This window comes from Gleimia hominis (assembly GCF_032085515.1).
GTDB lineage: Bacteria > Actinomycetota > Actinomycetes > Actinomycetales > Actinomycetaceae > Gleimia > Gleimia hominis.
This window is the reverse complement of sequence record NZ_JASXSX010000001.1, coordinates 1,361,669-1,383,083: the sequence shown is the minus strand read 5'-3', so window position 1 is coordinate 1,383,083 and position 21,415 is coordinate 1,361,669. Positions and strand designations below refer to the sequence as shown.

The 21,415-nt window shown below is 57.7% G+C and carries 19 protein-coding genes and 1 tRNA gene; 4 read left to right on the top strand and 16 right to left on the bottom strand.

Features of this window, described 5'->3' with window-relative positions:
* Nucleotides 1–24 precede the first annotated feature (24 nt).
* From trpC to QS713_RS05850, 7 genes are all read right to left on the bottom strand, one after another.
* Nucleotides 25–894: an indole-3-glycerol phosphate synthase TrpC gene (trpC, locus tag QS713_RS05880; protein ID WP_313273282.1), complete on the bottom strand. Its 870-nt coding sequence runs from the start codon at nt 892–894 to the stop codon at nt 25–27.
* A gap of 162 nt (nt 895–1,056) precedes the next feature.
* A complete protein-coding gene (locus tag QS713_RS05875; RefSeq protein WP_313273279.1) occupies nt 1,057–2,010 on the bottom strand; it encodes an FKBP-type peptidyl-prolyl cis-trans isomerase in 954 nt (317 codons plus the stop codon).
* A gap of 89 nt (nt 2,011–2,099) precedes the next feature.
* Nucleotides 2,100–3,491 carry a Pup--protein ligase gene (gene pafA / locus QS713_RS05870; protein ID WP_313273276.1) on the bottom strand — a complete coding sequence of 464 codons (1,392 nt, stop codon included), beginning with the start codon at nt 3,489–3,491 and terminating at the stop codon, nt 2,100–2,102.
* An 8-nt stretch (nt 3,492–3,499) separates the two neighbouring features.
* On the bottom strand, nt 3,500–3,682 hold the full coding sequence (locus QS713_RS05865; RefSeq protein ID WP_313273273.1) for a ubiquitin-like protein Pup: 183 nt from the start codon (nt 3,680–3,682) through the stop codon (nt 3,500–3,502).
* 93 nt (nt 3,683–3,775) lie between these two features.
* The gene (dop, locus tag QS713_RS05860) at nt 3,776–5,314 is read right to left on the bottom strand and encodes a depupylase/deamidase Dop (RefSeq protein ID WP_313273271.1); all 1,539 of its coding nucleotides are present in this window, start codon (nt 5,312–5,314) and stop codon (nt 3,776–3,778) included.
* Nucleotides 5,315–5,326: 12 nt separating this feature from the next.
* Nucleotides 5,327–6,892, bottom strand: a complete 1,566-nt coding sequence (arc, locus tag QS713_RS05855; protein WP_313273269.1) for a proteasome ATPase — start codon at nt 6,890–6,892, stop codon at nt 5,327–5,329.
* A gap of 1 nt (nt 6,893) precedes the next feature.
* A complete protein-coding gene (locus QS713_RS05850; RefSeq protein WP_313273267.1) occupies nt 6,894–7,937 on the bottom strand; it encodes a tRNA (adenine-N1)-methyltransferase in 1,044 nt (347 codons plus the stop codon).
* A 149-nt stretch (nt 7,938–8,086) separates the two neighbouring features.
* Here QS713_RS05850 and QS713_RS05845 point away from each other — a divergent pair, with 149 nt between their 5' ends.
* Nucleotides 8,087–8,497, top strand: coding sequence for a hypothetical protein (locus QS713_RS05845; RefSeq protein WP_313273265.1), 411 nt, complete (start codon nt 8,087–8,089; stop codon nt 8,495–8,497).
* A 3-nt stretch (nt 8,498–8,500) separates the two neighbouring features.
* Here QS713_RS05845 and QS713_RS05840 read toward each other — a convergent pair whose 3' ends face one another.
* Nucleotides 8,501–9,094: a DJ-1/PfpI family protein gene (locus QS713_RS05840; protein ID WP_313273793.1), complete on the bottom strand. Its 594-nt coding sequence runs from the start codon at nt 9,092–9,094 to the stop codon at nt 8,501–8,503.
* A gap of 242 nt (nt 9,095–9,336) precedes the next feature.
* Between QS713_RS05840 and QS713_RS05835 the strand changes: the two genes are divergently transcribed.
* Nucleotides 9,337–10,182: a RecB family exonuclease gene (locus QS713_RS05835; protein WP_313273262.1), complete on the top strand. Its 846-nt coding sequence runs from the start codon at nt 9,337–9,339 to the stop codon at nt 10,180–10,182.
* Between the two features lie 53 nt (nt 10,183–10,235).
* Here the strand turns inward: QS713_RS05835 and QS713_RS05830 are convergent, their stop codons facing one another.
* A complete protein-coding gene (locus QS713_RS05830) occupies nt 10,236–10,892 on the bottom strand; it encodes an HAD family hydrolase (RefSeq protein WP_313273260.1) in 657 nt (218 codons plus the stop codon).
* A 92-nt stretch (nt 10,893–10,984) separates the two neighbouring features.
* Nucleotides 10,985–11,839, bottom strand: a complete 855-nt coding sequence (locus QS713_RS05825; RefSeq protein ID WP_313273258.1) for an undecaprenyl-diphosphate phosphatase — start codon at nt 11,837–11,839, stop codon at nt 10,985–10,987.
* Nucleotides 11,840–11,883: 44 nt separating this feature from the next.
* Between QS713_RS05825 and QS713_RS05820 the strand changes: the two genes are divergently transcribed.
* Nucleotides 11,884–12,873, top strand: coding sequence for an aldo/keto reductase (locus QS713_RS05820; RefSeq protein ID WP_313273256.1), 990 nt, complete (start codon nt 11,884–11,886; stop codon nt 12,871–12,873).
* On the opposite strand, the gene QS713_RS05815 is transcribed toward QS713_RS05820, so the two are convergent.
* From QS713_RS05815 to QS713_RS05795, 5 genes are all read right to left on the bottom strand, one after another.
* On the bottom strand, nt 12,846–13,229 hold the full coding sequence (locus QS713_RS05815) for a hypothetical protein (RefSeq protein WP_313273254.1): 384 nt from the start codon (nt 13,227–13,229) through the stop codon (nt 12,846–12,848). The two genes, QS713_RS05820 and QS713_RS05815, sit on opposite strands and share 28 nt — an antisense overlap.
* Nucleotides 13,230–13,319: 90 nt before the next feature.
* On the bottom strand, nt 13,320–15,245 hold the full coding sequence (locus tag QS713_RS05810; protein WP_313273252.1) for a M3 family metallopeptidase: 1,926 nt from the start codon (nt 15,243–15,245) through the stop codon (nt 13,320–13,322).
* 43 nt (nt 15,246–15,288) lie between these two features.
* Complete coding sequence (locus tag QS713_RS05805) at nt 15,289–16,329, bottom strand: GNAT family N-acetyltransferase (protein ID WP_313273249.1); 1,041 nt, start codon at nt 16,327–16,329, stop codon at nt 15,289–15,291.
* A 50-nt stretch (nt 16,330–16,379) separates the two neighbouring features.
* Nucleotides 16,380–17,069 carry a DsbA family oxidoreductase gene (locus QS713_RS05800; protein WP_313273247.1) on the bottom strand — a complete coding sequence of 230 codons (690 nt, stop codon included), beginning with the start codon at nt 17,067–17,069 and terminating at the stop codon, nt 16,380–16,382.
* 101 nt (nt 17,070–17,170) lie between these two features.
* Nucleotides 17,171–17,259: transfer RNA gene (locus tag QS713_RS05795), tRNA-Leu, on the bottom strand.
* Nucleotides 17,260–17,363: 104 nt separating this feature from the next.
* Between QS713_RS05795 and QS713_RS05790 the strand changes: the two genes are divergently transcribed.
* Nucleotides 17,364–18,020 carry an HAD hydrolase-like protein gene (locus QS713_RS05790; protein WP_313273244.1) on the top strand — a complete coding sequence of 219 codons (657 nt, stop codon included), beginning with the start codon at nt 17,364–17,366 and terminating at the stop codon, nt 18,018–18,020.
* Between the two features lie 162 nt (nt 18,021–18,182).
* On the opposite strand, the gene QS713_RS05785 is transcribed toward QS713_RS05790, so the two are convergent.
* Nucleotides 18,183–21,377, bottom strand: coding sequence for an error-prone DNA polymerase (locus QS713_RS05785; RefSeq protein ID WP_313273243.1), 3,195 nt, complete (start codon nt 21,375–21,377; stop codon nt 18,183–18,185).
* Between the last annotated feature and the right edge of the window lie 38 nt (nt 21,378–21,415).

The following is a 21,415-nucleotide window of genomic DNA, read 5'->3' as shown; positions in this document are numbered from 1 at the left end:
AGCACATAAAACTAGCGGCCCCCACTAGCGTAAGTGGAAGCCGTCGCTGTGGCGCTGATGAACCGTCCGTTTCACCCGTTCCTTCCGGTCATCTAGAATCGCGGGATGCTGCGCGGCAGACACCATCTCCCCAACGAGTGTGCGCGGGGTTTTAGACGTAACCAGTGCCTCACCGATTAAAACACAATCTGCACCCGCACTTGCGTATTCGAAGACGTCGCGCGGATCCCGCACTCCCGATTCCGCAACGGCCACCACGTCGGCCGGTAACACATCCACCACCTGCGAGAAATTGTCGCGATCAATATGGTTCGAAAGCAGATCGCGGGCATTAATCCCGATCACGCGCGCTCCGGAGTCGATCGCCCGCAGCGCCTCGAGACGCGAATGTGCCTCTACAACGGGTGTCATTCCAAGTGACGTGGTGCGTTCCACGAAGCCGCGCAGCTGGTCGTCACTCAAGAAAGAAACGATAAGCAGAATCATGTCCGCCCCGTGGGCTCGAGCCTCGTGGATCTGGTAGGGCGTGAGGATTATGTCCTTGCGTAACACCGGAATGCTCACAGCCTGGCTCACCGCATCCAGGTCACTCAAAGCACCACCGTATCGGTAGGCGGCAGTTAAACAAGAAATGGCGCGCGCTCCCCCGGCTTCATACTCGGCAGCTAGCTGCGCGGGATCCTCAATGGGTGCCAGCGGGCCGGTTCCGGGAGAAGAGCGTTTAATCTCAGCCATAATCGACACGGCACCCGGGCCACACCGGAGCGCGCGATATCCATCTTTAGGGGCCGGTGCAGCTTCCGCCAACTGTTTCACGCGTGCAAACGAGTCCCGTTGTTCACGCTCTCGTACACCCGCAAGTGCCCGATCGCGGATCGTTTCGATTGCACTCATGTGGCTCCTTCCACCGCAAAGTTTAGCGGCAAAAGCCCGCAAGTAGGTAACCGTCCACTTTCCGATGGTTCCGCCGATAGAGTCGCGCAAGTGCGATATGATCAGCACTTATCGGACCCACTTTTTCGCGTTATGGTGCAATCTATAGCAGCTTTTAGGGGATTATTTCTTGTCTGGTTTGACTTCTGCTTCGTCCGTCTGCCGCGTTGCGAGGATGTCGATTATTACCATGAGGGTTGAATCCCCGGAGGCCTGATCGGGCGGAATCGTGATCGCCAGGCGGGTGCCGACCCGCTGATCAAGCAGAGCTTGTTCCACGCCGGCCATTGCAGTGCGCAGCGGGATCATTTTTGGAATCCCAGTGGCCCACGTAGACGAAATCTCAACGGAATCGTCCCAGCGGGCCGCCAAGTACTGCACCAGCACGGTGTCGTCCGCTCGCACCTGCTGCCCACCCCCGGTCACTAGAGTCTGAACCGTCAGGTCGGCGGGTGGTTTCTGCCCGTCGTGGCTCGGTCGGGGGCCCGCTTCCGTCATGGTGACTCTCAGAGGCTTGCCGGGGTCTTTCACCGCGTCGCCCCAAGCGACCGACGGTAAAATGTCCACCACATTTATCTCGGTAGTGCGGCGTCCTTTGCTCGTCACCGGGCGGACGAACAGTACCCTGGACCCTTCCGTTTTTCCGATCACGCCGTCGAGGAGTTCGGGTTCAAAAGACTGTGTGTCCGCCAGGCCGACGTCAAACGTAGACCGCTGATTCGCAGATAACACATGTCCGTTTTCGCCTGAAAACGAGGTGATAGACACGAGCAGTGGGGCGCCTTTACTGATCTGCCGGCCACCGCCGCGCTCAAGGAGTTTCGTTTTTGTTTCGGAAACACTCACCGGTTCGCTGAGTTTCAGGATTGGAACGCGCCCCACGTTGCCCGACACTTGGATGCGCTCTAACCAGCTGGTAGGTTGCTGCGCATCGTTCTTCCTGTTGACCGCAACGAGAATTGCGGTGCCCACTACAGCGGCCAGTACCACCAGTACGAGCGCTTCGATCCACCAGCGTTTTATCCGCCCACGAGCACTGCGGCGGCGCTCAACCCGGGACGTGCCGAGAGGCTTCATCACCCGCGCCCCCGAGGAGTGCTCGCATTTCCGTCGCGACCGTTTCAGCTCTTGCCGGGATGGGAAGTGTCGGCTTTTCCCCCGCTCGTTCACGCAAACACTCCGGGCGTCGGGTCGCTGGGTTGGCTCATTTGTTCGAGCAGGTTGTCAATCCGCTCGTCCGTCTTTGCGAATGGGTCAGACAGGGTTATTCCGGTGGCGCCCGCTTCGTTTAACCGCACGTGGAGCCAATCTACAGACACGTCGCGGTGGTAGCGTTCCGCCGCCTCAACTACCTGCCCGCGCAAGTGAGCGCGCGTGGTTTTAGGCGGGGTTTGCGTCGCTTCCTCCACCTCACGCGGGTCGGTTAGCCGCTTCATTAAACCGGCCGATTCCATTTTCGAAACCACGCGGTCAGTGATGTCGTGGTAGGCCAAATCCATGCGTGCGATCCGCGGATCGGTTAGCGAAAAACCGTGCCGCTCGCACGCGCGGGTTAAGAAGCGGTGTTTAATCGCCCAATCGAGCTCCGTTTCCACGGACGTGTAGTCCTGAGATTCCACGGCGTCCAACCCGCGGCCCCACAGGTCCACCATCGCGGGGATAAGCGCAGGTGCGGTCGATAGGTCCACGTGGTTTAGAACTCGTTCGCGCCACTGTCGCTGCAGCGTTACGGTGTCCATTTCCCGACCGTCTTTGAGTGTCAGAACCGGATTGTTCCCCACCTTCTCGTCAATGCGCCGAATGTCGTTCAGGGGGTCAGCCAAGGCAAGGTCTGCGATCCGCACGCCGTTCTCAATCGCCGCCAAACACAAGTCCGTCATTACTATCTTGAGGGCCTTGGCACTCTCGGACACATTCGTATCCCCCACAATTACGTGCAGGCGCCGGTACTCACTCGCATCTGCCAGCGGTTCGTCGCGAGTATTAATTATGGGGCGGGTACGCGTCGTAGCGGACGAAACCGCGTCATCCATATGCCAGGCCCGCACCGAGTAACCCAGGCGGGGCACGCCCTCACGGTGAATATGACCGGCCCCCGTTAGAATCTGCCGGGTCACGAAAAAGGACACGAGCGCGTCTGCGATATCGCGAAAATGTCGGTTGCGGCGCATCAAATAGTTCTCGTGGCAGCCAAACGAAGTGCCTTGCGCGTCCTCATTATTGCGAAACAGGTGCAGCTTCCCAGCAATCCCGTCGTTAGCTAGGTACTCGTTGCCTGCACTCGCCATTTCGGTGAGGATGCGGTCGCCTGCCCGGTCTTGAACCAGCAGGTCCGAAACTCGGTCGCATTCTGCGGTGGCGTATTCCGGGTGCGATCCGACGTCGAGGTATACGCGCCCCCCGTTGCGCCAGTACACGTTCGAACTGCGACCACTGTCGATCAGTACTTTGAACAGGTAGCGCGCAGCCAGGTCCGCATCGATTGGGGACTGTTCCCCGCGGGTACTGGCACAAGTTAGGCCGTACTCGGTTTCTACCCCAAAAATCCGTCGCTTCAACGTCTTGCCTATTCCCCACCTTTTTGTACGAATCCCTGGACGAATGTTTGTGCATCCGCTTCCAGTACCGTATCAATTTCGTCAAGAAGATCATCCAAGCTGGACGCGTCTTCTTGTACCTGGCCGGCAGCTAACTCTTCATTATCAGAATCGGAATTGTCTCCGCCCCCAAACGCCAATTGCTGAGCCACTGTTCCTCCTTTTGCAGTTACTGTCTAGTCACATTCATTTGCAGTTACCGTCTATTTGCGTCGCTTGGCAGTGTTGGGCACTACCGCCGCGGGTTACGACATCAGCTTAATAAACTCTTTTGCATCCCCCGCTTGCAAGGCACGTATAGCAGCGTCTGACCCGGCGTCATTCGGGTTCGGTAGTGGCAGACGCACCAGTTGCTGCCCGTCGTCTACCAGCACCGATGTCCACGATGCGCGCGCAACTGTAGGCAGGTGTGCGATCGCGTCCCCACGCAGCCGCGCCCGCGTATTTGCCGGCGGCACCGTAGTGGCACGTTGCACCTGAGAGGGCGTGAACAACCGTTTCACCCGGCCCGCTTGGTCGAGTTTTTCCACCAGTGATTTGCCCTCCCTGAGGTCTGCCCACTGAATGTCCATAGCGGCCAGCTGCGGGTGAGACCAGTCGCTGCGCAGCCGCGTTCGGGCTCTATCTAGCAGCAGGTGTTTACCGACCCACTCCACCAGGTGCGCAACACTACTGCGGTCGGTTTCCAAACCGGTTAGTACCTGGTCCCAGTAGCGCAAAACGAGTTTGTCCGCATCCGTTAGGTCGTCGAGGTCACAAGCGTGATCAAAATAGTGGCGTTGCAGCGCCAGCGCAGTCATGGTTTTACCCGATTTGGTTTCGAGCCCCACCTGCAAATCCGTGTCGTGCGATACTTTCCAACACGCGTTCACTGGGTCTTCATCCAAACTGAGGGCATCTAGGTCTAAGCCGACACCACGTTCGATTACCCGCAGGATCAGCGCGGTGGAACCAATTTTCACGAGGTTCGACACGTCAAACTGGTTCGCGTCCCCATTAATCACATGCAGGCGACGGTACTCACTGGGTTTTGCGTGGGGTTCGTCGCGCGTATTAATGATGGGGCGGTCAAACGTGGTTTGCAGCCCAACCGTGTTCTCCACAAAGTCTGCGCGCTGCGAGATTTGGAATCCAGCCTCGCTCGAATGCATTCCAAGCCCAACGCGCCCGGCTCCGCACACCACCGGACGGGTGACAAAAAATGGGATGAGCACCGCCACCATGTCGTCGAAATCTACGTAGCGTGGCACCTGGTAGTTCTCGTGAGTGCCGTATGAGGCTCCCTTCCCGTCCGTGTTGTTCTTGTACAGCGTGATCGGTCTGCCCGCCTGGCGAGCCGTGTCCATCGCCAGCTGAGCAATCCGGTCTCCGGCCCGGTCGTAGAGCACCGCGTCGAGCGCGTTCGTCGTCTCTGGCGCGGAATACTCCGGGTGTGCGTGGTCCACGTAAAACCGTGCTCCGTTACTGAGCACCACCGACGTGGCCTTCTGCATGTGCTGCTCGTACTCTGAGGGGCGCGGTTCGTACTCCACCCCACCCGACGGAGCCAAGTGGTATGGGTCGTCCGTGAGCATGGAAGGATCCGCAGAAGCTCGTTCAATCCGGTAGCCGCGCGCATCGTTCAGTGGGTCCTCCCCCGCATAATCCCATCGCACCACCTGGGTTGTCTGCACTGACTGTGCGAAAGATTCAACTGCTACGGCAGATAGTTGAATCGGGTTCTGCGCACCAGTTTGCCCCATAATCCCGAACTCAGTTTCAGTTCCAACCACGCGGTCACTCATGCCAACCTCTTCCTATTTTCCTGAGGATTGTTCAACAGCGGAGACCGACACTACGCCTTCTCCTCGCAGCCCAGTGGTGCGGGCCCACTGAGCCGGCGTCGTTGTTGCCCCTAAATCTTTAGTTTCACGCATTTCCTCATCAAAAGCGGCTTGAAGATGATCCATCGTCAACCCGGGCTGCCCCGCTAAGGTGGCTTTCACCGCGAACTTTTTCGCCCGCTCGACAATAGCGGCAATCATTGCGCCCGAGATCAGGTCATCGGCGTATATCGTCTGCAGCTCCCCCGTTGCGAGGGTGAGGTTGAACAGAGCGGTTTGCGGCCTGCGCGCAAAAATCTTCTCAAGCACCATCTCACTCATTGCCTGTGTGGCCCGCTGCGCGCTGCCGAACCGCGCGAGGGTTTGTGGGGCAATCGGAATCTGCTCCGTCAAGTACTTACTGAAAATTTCGCGGGCGCCCTGCCGGTCGGGCCGCTCGATGCGGATCCGAATGTCTAACCGCCCCGGTCGTAACACCGCTGGGTCTATCATGTCTTCGCGGTTCGACGCGCCAATAATGATCACGTTATCCAGCGCCTCGACCCCATCCATTTCCGCCAGTAACTGGGGCACAACCATGGTTTCTATGTCAGAAGAAATTCCCGAGCCCCGCGTGCGGAACAAGGCCTCCATTTCGTCAAAAAAGATGACTACCGGCACGTCTGCGGAAGCGAGGGAACGGGCGCGAGCGAAGATAGAGCGGATTTGCCGTTCGGTCTCCCCCACGAACTTGTTGAGCAGCTCCGGGCCTTTAACCGACAGGAAGTACGTGGTTCCCGCACCGTTCTCGTTCATCGCAAGTGAACGGGCAACTGCCTTCGCAATCAGCGTTTTCCCACATCCCGGTGGGCCGTACAGCAAAATCCCTTTCGGCGACCGCAACCCGTAATCGCGGTACAACTGCGGGTGCTTAAACGGCAGTTCCACGCTGTCGCGCACTTTCTGAATCTGCGCTGCCAAACCACCGATGTCGTCGTAGGTAACGTCCGGCACCTCCGGGGTTAGTAGTTGTTCCACGTCCGAGCGCACAATGCGTTCTAACGCTACCCCGGCCCGCACGTCTACCAGCATGGAATCACCTGGTTTCACGCCGCCGTGACGCAGGGGACCCGCGAGTTTCAACATGCGTTTACTGGACCCGTCTACGTTCACTAGCACCCGGTCTGCGCCCTGCAGTTCCACCACTGAAGCGAGACTGCCGGTGCGGCGCACACCGCGGCGCTCCACCACGACCATGTGTTCGTCAATGCGCACTTCTTCCCCGCACGCAAGCCCTTTCAGGTCCACCCCGGGGGCTACGCCCAGATGCATGAACCGGCCGGACACACTCACTTCCGCTTCTCGTTTTCCCTCTACGGCGGCGATAAATGTGCCGATTTGCGCGGGTGGTTTAGTGACGTCCTCGAGTTGGCTTCGCATCGCACTCAACTGTTCGCGCGCGTGACCGAGAGCTTGTGCTAACCGCGCGTTTTTCCCCTCAAGGGAACTAACTTCGTCTTGCAGCGAATGAAGCTGGGATGATCCTGGTTGTGCAGACATTTTATTCCCCTTCCTCGTGTGGTAAGACTCTGCGGCTGCGGCGGGATAACTCGCGCGCCTGCCGCCGAACGCGTTTGGGGGCGCGTTCTTCTTGAATCTGGGGGTATTCTTCCCAGTTCTGTGCGTCATTCCACTGTCCGGCTCTGCCTTCCATGGCTGGTGAGGGCCGTTTCGGATTCGGTGGGTTCAGCTTCCCCGTAGCTAGCTTTCGCGTGGTGAGTAAGAAACCGGTGTGTCCAACCATGCGGTGTTCGGGCCGCACCGACAAACCATCAACATGCCAACCACGCGACAGGTTCTCCCACACTTTGGGCGGCGTGAAACTGCCGTACCGATTGAGGTCTTCCACCAAGCGAGAGAGCTGAGTGACGGTGGTGACGTAGACGCACAGTACTCCCCCTACTGCGAGCGCGTGTTCAGTCGCGTCCAGGCATTCCCACGGTGTCAACATGTCGAGGACAATGCGGTCAATACTGCCTGCTGGTTCACTGAGCGCTACTTGCTCAAAATCACCAATCGTTACCGTCCACGCCGGGTGCCGCCCCCCGAACCACAGGTCCACGTTACCTTGAGCGATGACCGCAAAATCCGATCGCTTTTCGATCGAATGAACCGATCCCGTAGTACCAACCGCGTTCAGCAGCGACATGCTCAACGCTCCGGACCCGACACCGGCTTCGAGCACTTTGGCGCCTGGGAAAATGTCGGCGAACTGCACCACTTGCGCAGCATCCTTCGGGTAGACAATCGCGGCGCCACGCGGCATGTACATGGTGTAGTCATCCAGAAGGGGGCGCAGCACCAGAAATCGGTGTGCCCCATCGCCCATCACGGTTGCTGGTGGTTGCCCGATAATGTCGTTGTGCGCCAGTTCACCTCGGGAGCAACGAAACACCTGTTTTGGTGTTAAAACCACCGTGTGCAGCCGCCCCTTTGGGTCCGTAATCTGCACGTGCTCGCCAGCTTTGAGCGTTCCGCGCCGGCCTGCGGGTCCCATTGGATGCTCCGCTTGCGCGGGGACATCGTAAGTTAAGTCAGATTCCATTGCTTAAACAGTCTACCTGGCTCCCCCTCGGGTTCTCTGCAAAACTTGTGCTCATTCACAGTTTGAAGCTTCGAGGTTCAATTGGATACAAAATAGCGGAACATACGCGCTCGCGGCGTAGGGGGTAGTTTCAGTTTGAGGGGAGCACGATGGCTAAACCGATACTGACAGGTTCTATGTTTACGTTCTTATCGCCCCAAGGTGCCCCAAGTCTGATGAGGACAAGGACGCCCCTGCAGGCATCTTCTACGTGGGAACGGGCAGTCGTGTTCTTGCCCATGAGCTTGAAGGTGGTGAGAAAAAGAAGGTCAAGCTTCAAATGGCTCACGCTGCATTGTTTCTCTGCGCAGAAGGCATTCGAGGTGGAACAGATCGACTCCCGTACGGCTGTGCCCGGCGAGCACCTGCATGGCCTCGGCCATCTTGACCAACAGAACCTTCTCATAGATTTGGCTGGTGGCGCTGGTGCCGCGCTTGACGTAGTTCGTTCAGACGGGCAGGTACAGCAAAGTCCCACACCGTCACGCGTGTGGGACTTTGCTGAAATGCGTATTGGCTAGGTATTAGACGAAGTTGTCGATGGATGGGTCTCGTTGAACTTCGAGCTCGATACGGTAGCACACGTCGTCTGCAACCTGGTCACCATCGAGTTGTCTGACCAGGGCGGCGGTCATGTCCATGCCGGCCGCCACACCGGATGAGGTCCATCGGTCACGGTCGGCAACCCAGCGTGCCTGCCTGACCCATTCGACCCCAGTGCCGAACTGTGCTGCCCAGTCAAAGGCTCGCTTGTTCGAGGTGGCTCGATAACCGTCGAGGAGGCCTGCGGTCGCTAAAAGGGCAGACCCAGTACACACCGACATAACCAATGGAGTGTGCGCTCCCCAGTCAGCGAGTTTGCTGATGAATTCCGCATCGTGCGCCAGGCTTCTGGTTCCCATGCCGCCAGGAACGAGGAGGATATCGACGTCTTGCCCAAATGGTTCAGGGGCATCAACCTTCACTCCGATTGCTGATTCCACGAGGCCGGGTTCGACGGCGTGGAAGGACACGTTGTACTGCTCGTGAAGATTGCCGAGAATCTCAACTGGACCGAATACGTCTAACAGTTCGAACTGGTCGAACAACAATACACCTACACGACGCGGCATGGACATTGCGCTCACAGTTCCTCCTTTGCTCGATAACTGCTTGGTCTAGAACGATCGGCAATTATCACTGCGACCTTACTCCCGTTATATTAACGGCAGATTCCGTTGCTTAAACAGTCTACCTGGCTCCCCCTCGGGTTCTCTGCAAAACTCGTGCTCATTCACAGTTTGCCCCGCACTCAGTTTCAGATTTTCCGGGGTGTTGTGCCACGTGGATTTCCCAGCGGCTCATCGCTATGTTTAAAGACATGAGCGCAAATACAGCCCGGCCTAAAGCCCTCTCCGCATCTTCCACTAGCACGTGGTTGCAATGCCCCATGAAGTTCCGGCTAGTGTACATAGATGGTTTTCGCGAACCCCCTTCTCCGGCCACTACCCGAGGGACGTTGGTGCACCGCGTTCTTGAGGATCTATACGGGCTTCCCGCTGAGCAAAGAACCTCACAGGCAGCGCGGGACTTGGTGCAGCCGGCTTACAGTGAACTGTTTGCCGGGAAAGAAGATTTTGAGGCCATGTTCCCCCAGGAGGCGTTGAAAACCCAGTGGCTCAATGACGCGTACGCGCTGGTGGAACGCTACTTTACCGTTGAGAATCCGCAGCGGCTAGAACCGATTGCGCGCGAACAACTGGTGGACGCCCCCATGCGCGACGGGATTTTACTGCGCGGATTCATTGACCGGGTCGATAAAGCTCCATCCGGCGCACTGCGAGTAGTTGACTACAAGACGGGGCGTTCCCCGAAACCGCGGTACGTGGAAGACAAGCTGTTCCAGATGCGTTTTTACGCCCTCCTCTTGCGCTGCAGCGGAGCTGGGTTACCGGCGCGCACGCAACTCGTGTTCCTGGCAGACGGCAAGATCCTCACGATGGATCCGACTGCGGACAGTATCGACGCGTTCGAACACCACCTGGTGGCAATTTGGGAGCAGATTGAAAACGCGATCCACACTGAACAGTTCGCGCCAAAACGGCAACCATTGTGTAACTGGTGTGGGGTGAAACACCTGTGTCCGCTCTACTCCGATGACACCCCGCAAATGTCAGCCGACGGTGCGCAGGCAATGCTGACGGTTAAAACTCGTGGGGAGCGTTAGAACGAACGCCGAACGCTAAGACCCGCGGGGAGCGTTAAAACACACGCCGAACGCTAAGACCCGCGGGGAGCGTTAAGCCACGCCTCATCGACAACTTCGAGACTATTTATCCGGATCGCCCGTTCATCTGCCTGCGCGGGGTGAACTCCGGGCACCACAAAGGTTTTCGCACCGCTGCGCAGCGCAGCCAACGCGCCGGCGGGCGAATCCTCAAACGCAAATGCCTGCTGCGGTTGCGTTCCCAACTTCTGTGCAGCCCGCTGATACGCCTCCGGATGCGGTTTAGCGCGGTGCACCTCATCTCCCGCCACCACCGCGTCGAACGCGTCCGGCGGTGCTTGCGCCACCACCGCATCCGCGAACGCACGGTAGCTGGAGGTCACCAACGCGGTGGGAATATCCAGCTCTTTAGCCAGCTGAAGTACCTCCAGCGCGCCGGGTAGCCACGGTGCCCCATGGTGAGTGACCAGGTTTGTCACCTGCGTAATCAACCATTCAATCGTCTTCGCCTCATCTAAATCCAGACCGCTCACGCGCCGCATCAAGACCACGGATTCAGCCAGGGACATGCCCGCCATCTGCGCACCTGCTGTTGGATCCCACTCGGCCCCCAACTGGTCAAACAGAGTCTTCTCGGCCTCTTGCCAATACGGTTCCGTGTCGACAATCGTGCCGTCCATATCAAAGAGCAATGCTTGTGGTAAAACCACTACAACCCCTCACTCCCCTAGGCATTTACAATCCACCAAGCACTTAACGGCCAAGACTCACCTATCCCACGATAGTGAAGACCTAACGCGAACTAAACCGCGGCGCCCGAGGTGGGCGTCAAAACCCCCATCCCAAGCAGGACCGCAACAAGCACGGCAAGCGCCACGCGATAGATGACGAACGGCTGGTAAGAGCGGGTTGACACCAGTTTGAGGAACCAAATGATCACCACGTACCCAACCACAAAGGCAATCAACGTAGCCAAAATGGTTGGCCCAACGTACACCGTGTCACCCCCAACCGCCACTTTAAACGTCTTGTAGAAACCCGATGCGAATACTGCGGGCATAGCTAGCAGAAACGAGTAGCGGGCCGCGGCCTCACGCGTATACCCCAAATAGCGCCCCATCGTGATCGTCCCCCCTGAACGAGACACCCCGGGTACGAGCGCCATCGCCTGCGCGAACCCGTACAAAATCGCATCCTTCCACGACATCTCGTTCAAGTGTTTGCGTTTCGGCATGAACCAGTCCGTCAACCCCAGTAGCACCGCAAATACCGCTAGCATTGCGACCGTTACCCACAGGTTCCGGAACTGCGCATCAATCCACTTTTCCAACACGAGCCCCAAAATCCCAATCGGAAGGGAACCCACGATAATCATCCACCCCAGGCGCACATCCGGGTCAGAAGAATCCACCCGCCGCTCAGAGCTAATCCACGGTAAGGACCGGAACCAGCGCGTAACGATCCGCACAATGTCCCTCCAGAAAAAAATGAGGACCGCAGACTCCGTACCGATCTGCGTGATCGCGGTAAAAGCCGCTCCCGGGTCGTTCATTCCCAGTAATTCTGAGGTAATGCGCAGGTGTGCGGAAGAAGAAATCGGTAAGAATTCCGTCAGGCCCTGCACGAGCCCCATGATGATTGATTCGATCCACGTCATGGGCACTAACTTATCTTGCTTCAAATACCGTTAAGCTATGAGACATGCAACAGGTGAGATTAGGATCGTCCGGCCTCCAGGTTTCAAACTTCGGTTTAGGGACCCTCACGTGGGGGCAAGACACCACTGAAGACGAGGCAACGCGCATACTCCATGCCTACGCGGACGCCGGGGGCACCACAATCGACACTGCGCCAACTTACGGCGGGGGTGAAGGTGAAACGACACTTGGGAACGTGCTCGCGCAAGAGTTTAACCGCGAAGACTTCACCCTGATCACTAAAGGCGGTTTCGCAAACCACCCGCACTGGCGCCATTCGAACGCGCGAGGCACGTTGCTCGCATCTATCGACAGGTCACTGCAGCATTTGCAAACCGATTACATTGACCTGTTTTTACTGCAAGGATCTGACCCGCACACGCCCATTGAAGAAACCCTGAGTGCAATCGATATCGCAGCTAGAACCGGGCGGGTGCGTTATTTTGGGGTGTCCAACATGAGCGCGTGGGACACGGCAGAAGTGTTTTACCTTGCCCGCCAACTGACCATCCCGACGTCCGCGGTGGAAGCCGAATACTCCGTGCTACGCCGCGGGGTGGAACGCGAACTACTGCCCGCCTGCAAGCGCCACGGAATCGGATTCATCGCCTGGTCTGCTCTAGCGCGCGGGGTGCTAACCGGTAAATACCGCCATTCCACCCCCGCGGACTCACGCGGAGCCTCCCCCTTATTAGCCGGCTTCGTACAACCCTTGCTGACGGAACAAAACGCGTCTGCGGTCGAAGGAGTATTTGCCGCGGCTAAAGGCTTGGATGCCTCCCCGATTGAAGTGGCGCTCGGATGGTTGAAAGCCCAAACTGGGGTCATGTGTTCACTCATTGGCCCACGCACTGAGATCCAGATGCAACAAGTGGCTGCGGGGCTCGACTTTGAACTCCCACAGCCACTGGTCCAGGCGGTTAGCGACCTGCTACCTGTTACTCGTGATTACCCCGAGGTTGGGGTTCAGTCTTCTTCCCCGTCATCATCGTAATCGTCGTCGAAGTCGTACTCATCATCCAAGTCGTCTAGATCGTCATCCAGGTCGTCGTCCTCATCTAGATCGTCTTCGTCTAAGTCGTCGTCGAGGTCGTCATCATCCAGATCGTCCAGATCATCGTCGTCGAAGTCGTCGTAATCGTCGTCGTCCTCGTCGACTATTTCCAGGGGCAGCTCCACTTCGTACGCATTAAACAAGGCATCGTCGTAAGTGAAGAAGGCATCCCGAAGCCGCTGGTCGGCAGCTTCAACGATTGACGGGTCGGAAAACTCTGCGGCCCGAGCCGCCTGGGCGTGCGCTTCAAACGCTGCCATCAACCGATTCAACGCGTCTTGTGGATTCATAGTCATGCCCCTAGTCTATCCTGATCGGTCGGCGTGGGGCTCCCTAATCGTCCTAAGCCCCACGCCGCTACGCTACTATGATGCCGCAACTAGTGTTTACAGGCCGCGGCGTTGCACAACGGCTTCTGGACGCGGGTCACGGCCCAGCAGCGCCCGGAACGAATCCATGGGTTCGCGGCTGTTGCCACGCGAAAGCACTGCGCGTTCCAGCTGCTGCCCTGCCTCGCGGTTCAATCCACCGTCACCACTGGTGTGCTCGTGTGCGGCGAACCATTGTTCCACTTCACCAACCAGCATTTCCGACCACATGTAAGAGTAGTATCCGGCGTCGTATCCGACCGTGAACGCGTGGGGGAAGTACGTGGTGCGGTACCGCGGTGGTACCAGCGGGTGGTTCATGCCCGCCTGTTGCAGTGCCCACTGTTCGTAGGCCTCAACTTCAGCGGGCCCGCGGTCGCGTTCACGCGAGTACCAGTACTGGTCCAGTAGTGCGGCCGCGCAGTATTCCGCAGTGGAATACGGTTGTCCGAACGACTTTGATGCAGCCAGCTTTACGCGCAGGTCCTCAGGCAATACTTCGCCGTCTTTGTTGCGGGCGTAGGAAGCAATCACGCTTGGGTTGAATGCCCACATTTCGTTCAGCTGGCTGGGGAATTCCACGAAGTCCCGAGGTACGTTGGTACCGCCGGTCCCGTGGTAGCGGGTTTGCGAGAGGAAGCCGTGGAGTGCGTGTCCGAACTCGTGGAAGCAGGTCTCTACCTCGTCCCACACCAGGTGCTTTTCGTGCCCGGGTTCAGGCGGGGTAAAGTTTGCGCAGTTAATGATGATGGATTGGTAGTTGTTGCCGGCGTATCCGGTTACCAGTTCGTTCATCCACGCCCCACCGCTTTTACCGTCGCGCGTATAAGGGTCTGCGACGAAGAGCCCCAGGGTCTGACCGTCCTCACGGCTCACTTCGTATACGCGCGAGGACTCGTCGATACCTGTCAGGTCTGGGCGGTGTTCCAGCGTGATTCCGTATAGTTTTTGGGCTGCGTAGAACACGCCTTTTTCTAATACGTGCCACAGTTCTAGGTAGGGGCTCAGAGCTTCGTCTGATAACCCGAGTTCGTGGTGTTTCCGGCGTTGTTCGTAGTATGACCAGTCGCTTGCCCGCAGTTCTTCAAGCCCGTCCGCTTGCGCGTCTGCCTGCAGCGTTTGGGCCTCTTCTTCTACGCGCTTGAGGGCCTGGGTGCCAACCATTTGCAGGAGGTCACGCACCGCTGCGGTTGACGTCGCGGTTTCCGTTTCGAGCACGAGGGCGGCGTGCGAGTCGAATCCGAGGAGTTTCGCGCGTGTGTCTCGCAGCTGCGTTATTTGCTGCACTAGTTCGCGCGTGTCGGTGGCGGGGTCTGCGCCCCACCCGCGCGAAGTGGATGCTTCCAGAATCTGCGCGCGCACACTCGCTTGTGGCACCTGCACGAGCGCGAGAGGCATCGTGAAGTTATTGAGGGGATATTCTTGCCCGTCTACAACCGCGGGCTTGGTGAGCATGGTTTTGACGCGCTGCGAGTACTCAGTTGTCAGGTCAGCGATTTTGAGATCCAACTGTTCAAGCTTCGCGCGGTCGGGTTTACTGAGGGTGATTCCACCGACCTCAAAATCTTTCAATTCTGTCCGTACGTAGTGCGCGCTTTCTTCATCCAAGTCTTGTTGCGCCAGGGTTTTGAAACGCTCATAGAGCGCGTCGGACGTGTCAATGCGCAACCCCAGTTTGGTAAGGGGTTCGTTGAGGTCAGATTCCAACTGGTTCCACTGCGGGCCCCCGATGGAACTTATAGCTGTGAAAGCCACGCCGAGCACCCGGTCGTATTCCCCGGTTGCTTCATCGAACGGCACTAGGAAGTTTGCGACGGTTGGTTCCGCGGCCTCCAGCTCGGTGATGGCCTGCTCGTAGGTTTCGATTGCGGCGAACACTTGCTCGCGTACTTGGTCTGCGTCTAGTTTGGTGAAATCGGGTAGTAGTTGTTCCACAGTATTCATGTGTATCCCCCTGTTTTTCGCGTTGCTTCTAGATTCTGTTCCTTCAGTTTTCCGTTGTTGATGGTGGTACTTGTAGGGCGCGGGCGATATCTGGGTTGAAGAAGCCGGGGCCTTTGAGTACTTTCCCGTCTTCGCGGTAAATCGGTTTGCCATCCGCCCCAAGTTTCGACAGGTTTGAGGCTTGCACTTGTTCGAGCACGCGGTCCAAGTCGATGCCCGCTTCGAGTCCCATGCCGTAAAGCACGTACACGAGGTCCGCTAACGCGTCCGCGGTTTCAATCACGTCGCGTTCCTGGTCGTCTAACTCTCGCAATTGCTCTTGCGCAGTTTCAATTTCCTGCCTTGCCCGAGGCCCGTACACAGCTCCCACAAGTTCGGCGTATTCCTCCCCAACGAGCCCCATCCGCATGTGCACGCGTTCAAAATCCGCAGTGGGCTGCTCCCCTAGTTTTATGGGCAGCCCGTAAACCTCATGGAATTGTCGTACGAGTTCCAGTGGGCGGCTTGGATCCAGTTCTTTTTCTTGAGGTTTTTGCTGGCTCGACGCCAAGTGGAAACGCGCCGGTGCATCCACCGCATCGAGTGGTGTGTCTTGGCCTTTTAGCAGGGATGCGCACCAGTATTCGACTACTTCACCATTTTCGAGTCGCCGCTGGGTTCCCTCAAAAATGAACCCGAGGGCGCGGGCCACGTACCATGAACCCCAGTTACCAGCCTTCGCGTACCAGCGGATTATCTGGACATCGAAGTCCGCGAACAGGGTGTCGATCAGTTGCTGGCATGCCTGTTTAATTAGGCCTTGTCCGCGGTGAGCGCGGGCTGTCCAGTATCCAATCTCAATGCTTTTCCGAACGGGATCGTAGTTGGTGGCGCCGAGCGTGCCGATCAGGTGGCCGCGTTCATTTTCCACAATCGGATGGCACTGCGGGGGCACGCTGTCTTGACTCATTTTCACAAACGCTTGCGCATCCTCTGTGGTGAACGGTTTGGGCACCGAGGTGTAGCGTTGAATCGCTTCGTCCTGGCAAGCTGCGGTGATGCTGGGGACGTCCGCTTCGGTGGCGGTACGCAGAATTAGTTTCATTGGCTTCCTCCCACTCCTATTATTTATGCCGCTCGGTTCCCGGCCCGGGGCTAGCGATCTTGTTTCTGCGCTGCGGATTCCCACGCGGTTTGGAGCGCGTTCGCGTACGCTTTTGCTGGTAGTGACTGGGCGACAACGAACTGGCTGTTGAACACGAATGTGGGAACGGAGTTAACCCCGATCTGCACACCAACTTGGAAGTCCGAGAACACTTGTGTACCCGTGTCGGGGCTTTCAAGTGCTTCGAGCACGCGTTTGCCATCAATGTTGAAGTCTTGCGCAATGGAAATGAGGGTTTCCGGGTGGCTGATGTCGGCTCCCATTTCGAAGTAGGCGCGCTGTAGAGCTTCATTAACTTTTAGCTCCATCGTGTCCGGGCCGATGGTAGTGTCGTTTTCAAGGTCGATTTCGCGCGCCAGGAACACGAGGCGGTGCGCACTGGTGGTGGGCGCGATGCGCACGCGGTCCCAGTCGAAGTGCAAGCCTTCTTCACTTCCTAGTTTCGTAACTGATTCGAGTGCTTCTTGCACTTCTTCGCGCGTCATATCTTTGTTTTCTGCGAGGTATTCGAGCGCGGTTTTATCCGTGGTTTTCTCTAGTTCTGGGCGCAGTAAATATGCGTGTAGGGTGAGTCGGACGTTGTCGCGGTGTTCAAAGTCGCGCAGTGCCTGACGCATGTGCCGCACCCCAAGGTAGGACCAGGGGCAAGCTATGTCAGACCAGATATCGATATGCATCATGGTCTCAACTTTACGTGTTTGATTCGCAGATGTGCAGGGAGTCCATGCTGTGGTTTCGTGTGCGAATATGCGAAAACCCCGGTTTCCCGGGGTTGTTGCTGTGCGCGGAGGGGGACTTGAACCCCCACTCCCGTTTAAATTAGGAACTAGCACCTCAAGCTAGCGCGTCTACCTATTCCGCCACCCGCGCTGGGTAACATTCGAGTTTGCACTCAAAAGCGACGAGTGAAACTCTAGCATGGTGAGATGTGGATACGCCAATCGCTTGGCGCTGGCCTTTAGAGTAGGAAGAACATGCTGATTGCACTCTTTGATGTTGATGGCACGCTGTCCGATTCGGCGCAGGTGATTACCGATAGTGTGAATGCTACGCTCGCGCACTTGGGGTTGCCGTTGCAGACACAGGAGCAGTTGCGCCGCTGGGTGGGGCCACCGTTGGCGTCTAGTTTCAGTGATTTTGCTGGCCTCGCGCCCGCTGAGATTGAGCCTGCGATTGCAACTTACCGTAAGCATTACCAGGAAGTTATGTTTGACGCGCCCCTTTTCGCTGGCGTCGTTCCTATGCTTGAGGCTCTTGCGCACGCGGGGGTGGTGATGGCGACAGCAACGTCGAAGATGGAGCAGGTTGCGAACCCGATTATTGCCCGATATGGGATTACCCACTTTTTCCGAGTGCTCGCAGGGTCGCAGGTGGATTCGGCGGATCACACTAAGGCGTCTGTCATTGAGTTAGCTTTGCGTCGCCTGCGGGATGCGGGCGTGGATGTGGATGGTTCCACGAAAGTTATGATTGGGGATCGTTTTTACGATATTGAAGGTGGGAATGCGTGCGGTTTGGACACGATTGGGGTCACGTGGTCTGGCACGTCCCCGGATGAGTTCGCGAACGCCAACCACGTGGTCCATTCCCCTGAGGAGTTAACGCGGCTGCTGCTGTCCCTGGACCAGTAGTGTCAAACGGTTGGTGTCGTTGCCCCAACGGGGCACGTTCTAGTTATCGGGGTTCCGGGCGTTGCGTTTGAGCTGTCTCGGTTTTGGGACATTGCGTTTGAGCCAGCGGGGCTCTGAGCGTCGCGCCCGTGTTAGCGTACGTTTCACGGCGCTGCACCTTGGTTAGCGGAAGTCGCGGGAGCGTCCGGACACGGGGATGGGGCAGGCAATCAATTGGTCGGCTATGAACACGTGTGCACCCCGATCGGTTTCAAGCATTCCGCGCACTATTAGTGCCCGGCTGGTGAGCGCTACTTTGCGGTAGCGTTCCCACAGGTTCCGTTGGCACACTACGTTGACTAACCCAGTTTCGTCCTCCAGCGACAAGAACACTACGCCCCCGGCTGTTTGTGGACGCTGCCTGTGCGTCACTACCCCCGCGGTTTTCACGCGTTTACCGTCAGGTTGGGTTTTAGCTTCTTGGCACGTGAGGATGTTTTGTGACTGCAACTGGCTGCGCACTAGCTGCATGGGGTGCGCGTCAACACTAAGCCCGGTCGACAGGTAGTCTTCAACTACTGCTTGGGTTGGGCTCATCGCAGGTAAGTCACGCTTTAACTCCCAGTCGATCGGCAGTGTCAGTTGCTGCGCACTGCTGGCCACGAGCTGCGCATTCCACAACCCTGCTCGGCGCGATACTCCCAAACTGGTTAAGGCCCCCGCGTGCGCTAACCGCTGCACGTCCCCACGTGATAGGCCGGCGCGGTGAGCCAGATCCGTCAAAGACGTAAAAGCCGCGTCCCCACGGGCTTGAACAATCCGGTCCGCCACCACTTCATCCACTCCCCTAATTGAATCCAAACCCAACCGCACGGCCTTAGACTCATCGGGTTCCACCGGTGCAATCCGCTTCCTCACGCAAGTTTGTTTCACCTCAACTCGCGGCGAGCAGGTTTGTTCCGCATTCACACGCTGTGAGCCGGCTGGCTTCGCGCCCATTTGCTGTGAGCCGGCTGGCTTCGCGCCCACTTGCTCTACGCGCGCGTGGAAGTGGGAATAGTTCACGTCCGCGCGTTCCACTCGCACTCCGTGGGCACGTGCGTCTTGCACGAGCGAAGCCGGGGAGTAAAACCCCATCGGTTGGCTAGCTAGAATTGCGGCGTAGAATTCCTCAGGAAAATGCACTTTCAACCAAGCGGAAGCGTAAACAATATAGGCGAACGAAAACGAGTGCGACTCGGGGAACCCGAACTCTGAAAACCCTTGCAAACTCTCGTAAATCTGGTCGGCAGCTACACCGGTAATCCCATTTTTCGCCAGCCCCGCGAACAACAGTGGACGCAGTGACTCCATCCGCTGCGCATGATGCTTCGAACCCATCGCTTTGCGTAACTGATCGGCCTGCGCCGGAGTGAACCCGGCTCCAACCACCGCCAACTGCATCATCTGCTCTTGAAACAGAGCCACCCCAAGGGTTTTCGCTAGCACCGGCTTCAAAATCGGATGCGGATACGTAACCGGCTCCTCGCCCGCGCGCCTACGCAAATACGGGTTCACCGCCTGCCCTTGAATCGGACCGGGCCGAATCAAAGCCACCTCAATCACAATGTCGTAAAAACAGCGGGGCCGCAGCCGCGGTAACGTGTTCATCTGCGCGCGCGACTCCACTTGGAACACCCCCACCGTGTCCGCATTACACAACAAGTCGTACACTTTCGGATCCTCCTGCGGCATGTTATGCAACGAATAAGGTTTTCCCCGCCACTGGTACCCCGCGTTCGATAACGCGTCGTACATGCGCCGCAACGCCCCCAACATGCCCAACCCCAACAGGTCAAACTTCACTAAACCCGCCGCTTCGCAGTCCTCCTTATCCCACTGCAGTACAGTCCGCCCCGGTTTCGTCGCCCACGTGATCGGACAAGTGCGTGAAACCGGGCTGCGGGTCAGCACCATTCCACCGGGGTGAATCCCCATGTGCCGTGGCAACCCCCGCACGCTTTGCGCCATCTCCATCACATTCTTATCCGCTTTCACATCCAGATCCGCAGACCACGCGCGCGCCACATCCTCTGAATACCCAAACGCCTTCGCCACATCCCGAACCGCAGACTTCCTGCGGTACGTGATCACGTTCGCCACCTGCGCTGCGCATTCACGCCCGTATTTGTCGTACACGTGTTGAATCACCCGTTCACGCGCCTGCGCTTCAATATCCAAGTCAATATCCGGAGGGGACGAGCGGCCCGGCGAAATGAACCGTTCAAACATCATCTTGTGCCGCACCGCATCCACCGCGGTGATCCCCAACGCGTAACACACCGCCGAGTTAGCGGCCGACCCCCGTCCCTGGCACAAAATATTGTTCTGCGCACAATAATCCACAATCTCTTTCACGATCAGAAAATACCCCGCGAAGTTCAAACTGCAGATCAGTCCCAGTTCCTTATCGAGCAGCGCCCACGCCTGCGGAGCCTGCGTGCGGGTCCCATACTTCTTCCGCCCCTGAACCTCAACACACTGGCGCAACCAAGTTTCCTCCGAATACCCCGCAGGCACCTGCGCGCGCGGTAATTGCGGGGCCAGTAAACGCACGTCAAACGCCAGTTCTTCCGCTATTTCCGCCGCATTCCACACGGCCTGAGGGTAGTCGCGGTGGATTTGCAGCATCTGGTTTTCACTTCGCAAGATCGGTGGGTACGCCTCCAAGTACGGTTGCACCTGCGAAAGTGAGCCCCCCAACTGGATTGCGCGCAACACGTGTGCGCGGCGCACAGATTCTGGCCCAGCTGCCCGGGCAGCACCGGTGGCCACCAGCGCCGCCCCCGTTTTAGCTGCTAACTCGTGGAGCGCTTGCGCATCCTCCCACTGCGCCGGGCTTTTCAGAGCCGACTCAACACACACGTGCCCAAATAACTCCCGCAAATGCTCCACCGCCCGAACAGCACCTGCCATCCCAGTTTCTTTTAACGCTCGCCACACTAAAGAATGGTTCGTGCCCGTGAGCACAGTCCAGTTCCCATGCGAATGAGTTGCTAGTTCCTCAAGCGAAAAAATAGAATCTGTTTTCTGCCCGGCCGCAAGCTGAAAATGCGAGATAGCTGCACACAAGTCTTCGTAACCACGCACGTTACGAGCCAAAATGGGCAGGTGAGTTTGGGAATCCAAACGTATCTCCGTGCCCTGCACCACCGGCATCCCCACCTGCCTGGCCGCCGTATTAGTCTGCATTGTGGAGTACATGCCGTCGTAGTCCAACACCGCGATTCCACTCAGCCCCAATTGGTGCGCACGCTCCACCATGCGGCTGGGCATGTCCGCCCCATGTAGAAACGAATAAGCGCTGTGCGCATGCAGTTCAGCGTAAGACACCCCCATATTGTATCGAACACTTGTTCGAAACGGGAGTGCCTGTG

Coding starts and splice junctions, on each gene's coding strand:
- trpC (WP_313273282.1), bottom strand. CDS start 894: ATGAGTGCAATCGAAACGATCCGCGATCGGGCACTTGCGGGTGTACGA.
- QS713_RS05875 (WP_313273279.1), bottom strand. CDS start 2,010: ATGAAGCCTCTCGGCACGTCCCGGGTTGAGCGCCGCCGCAGTGCTCGT.
- dop (WP_313273271.1), bottom strand. CDS start 5,314: ATGAGTGACCGCGTGGTTGGAACTGAAACTGAGTTCGGGATTATGGGG.
- arc (WP_313273269.1), bottom strand. CDS start 6,892: ATGTCTGCACAACCAGGATCATCCCAGCTTCATTCGCTGCAAGACGAA.
- QS713_RS05850 (WP_313273267.1), bottom strand. CDS start 7,937: ATGGAATCTGACTTAACTTACGATGTCCCCGCGCAAGCGGAGCATCCA.
- QS713_RS05845 (WP_313273265.1), top strand. CDS start 8,087: ATGGCTAAACCGATACTGACAGGTTCTATGTTTACGTTCTTATCGCCC.
- QS713_RS05840 (WP_313273793.1), bottom strand. CDS start 9,094: ATGTCCATGCCGCGTCGTGTAGGTGTATTGTTGTTCGACCAGTTCGAA.
- QS713_RS05835 (WP_313273262.1), top strand. CDS start 9,337: ATGAGCGCAAATACAGCCCGGCCTAAAGCCCTCTCCGCATCTTCCACT.
- QS713_RS05825 (WP_313273258.1), bottom strand. CDS start 11,839: ATGACGTGGATCGAATCAATCATCATGGGGCTCGTGCAGGGCCTGACG.
- QS713_RS05820 (WP_313273256.1), top strand. CDS start 11,884: ATGCAACAGGTGAGATTAGGATCGTCCGGCCTCCAGGTTTCAAACTTC.
- QS713_RS05815 (WP_313273254.1), bottom strand. CDS start 13,229: ATGACTATGAATCCACAAGACGCGTTGAATCGGTTGATGGCAGCGTTT.
- QS713_RS05810 (WP_313273252.1), bottom strand. CDS start 15,245: ATGAATACTGTGGAACAACTACTACCCGATTTCACCAAACTAGACGCA.
- QS713_RS05805 (WP_313273249.1), bottom strand. CDS start 16,329: ATGAAACTAATTCTGCGTACCGCCACCGAAGCGGACGTCCCCAGCATC.
- QS713_RS05800 (WP_313273247.1), bottom strand. CDS start 17,069: ATGATGCATATCGATATCTGGTCTGACATAGCTTGCCCCTGGTCCTAC.
- QS713_RS05790 (WP_313273244.1), top strand. CDS start 17,364: ATGCTGATTGCACTCTTTGATGTTGATGGCACGCTGTCCGATTCGGCG.
- QS713_RS05785 (WP_313273243.1), bottom strand. CDS start 21,377: ATGGGGGTGTCTTACGCTGAACTGCATGCGCACAGCGCTTATTCGTTT.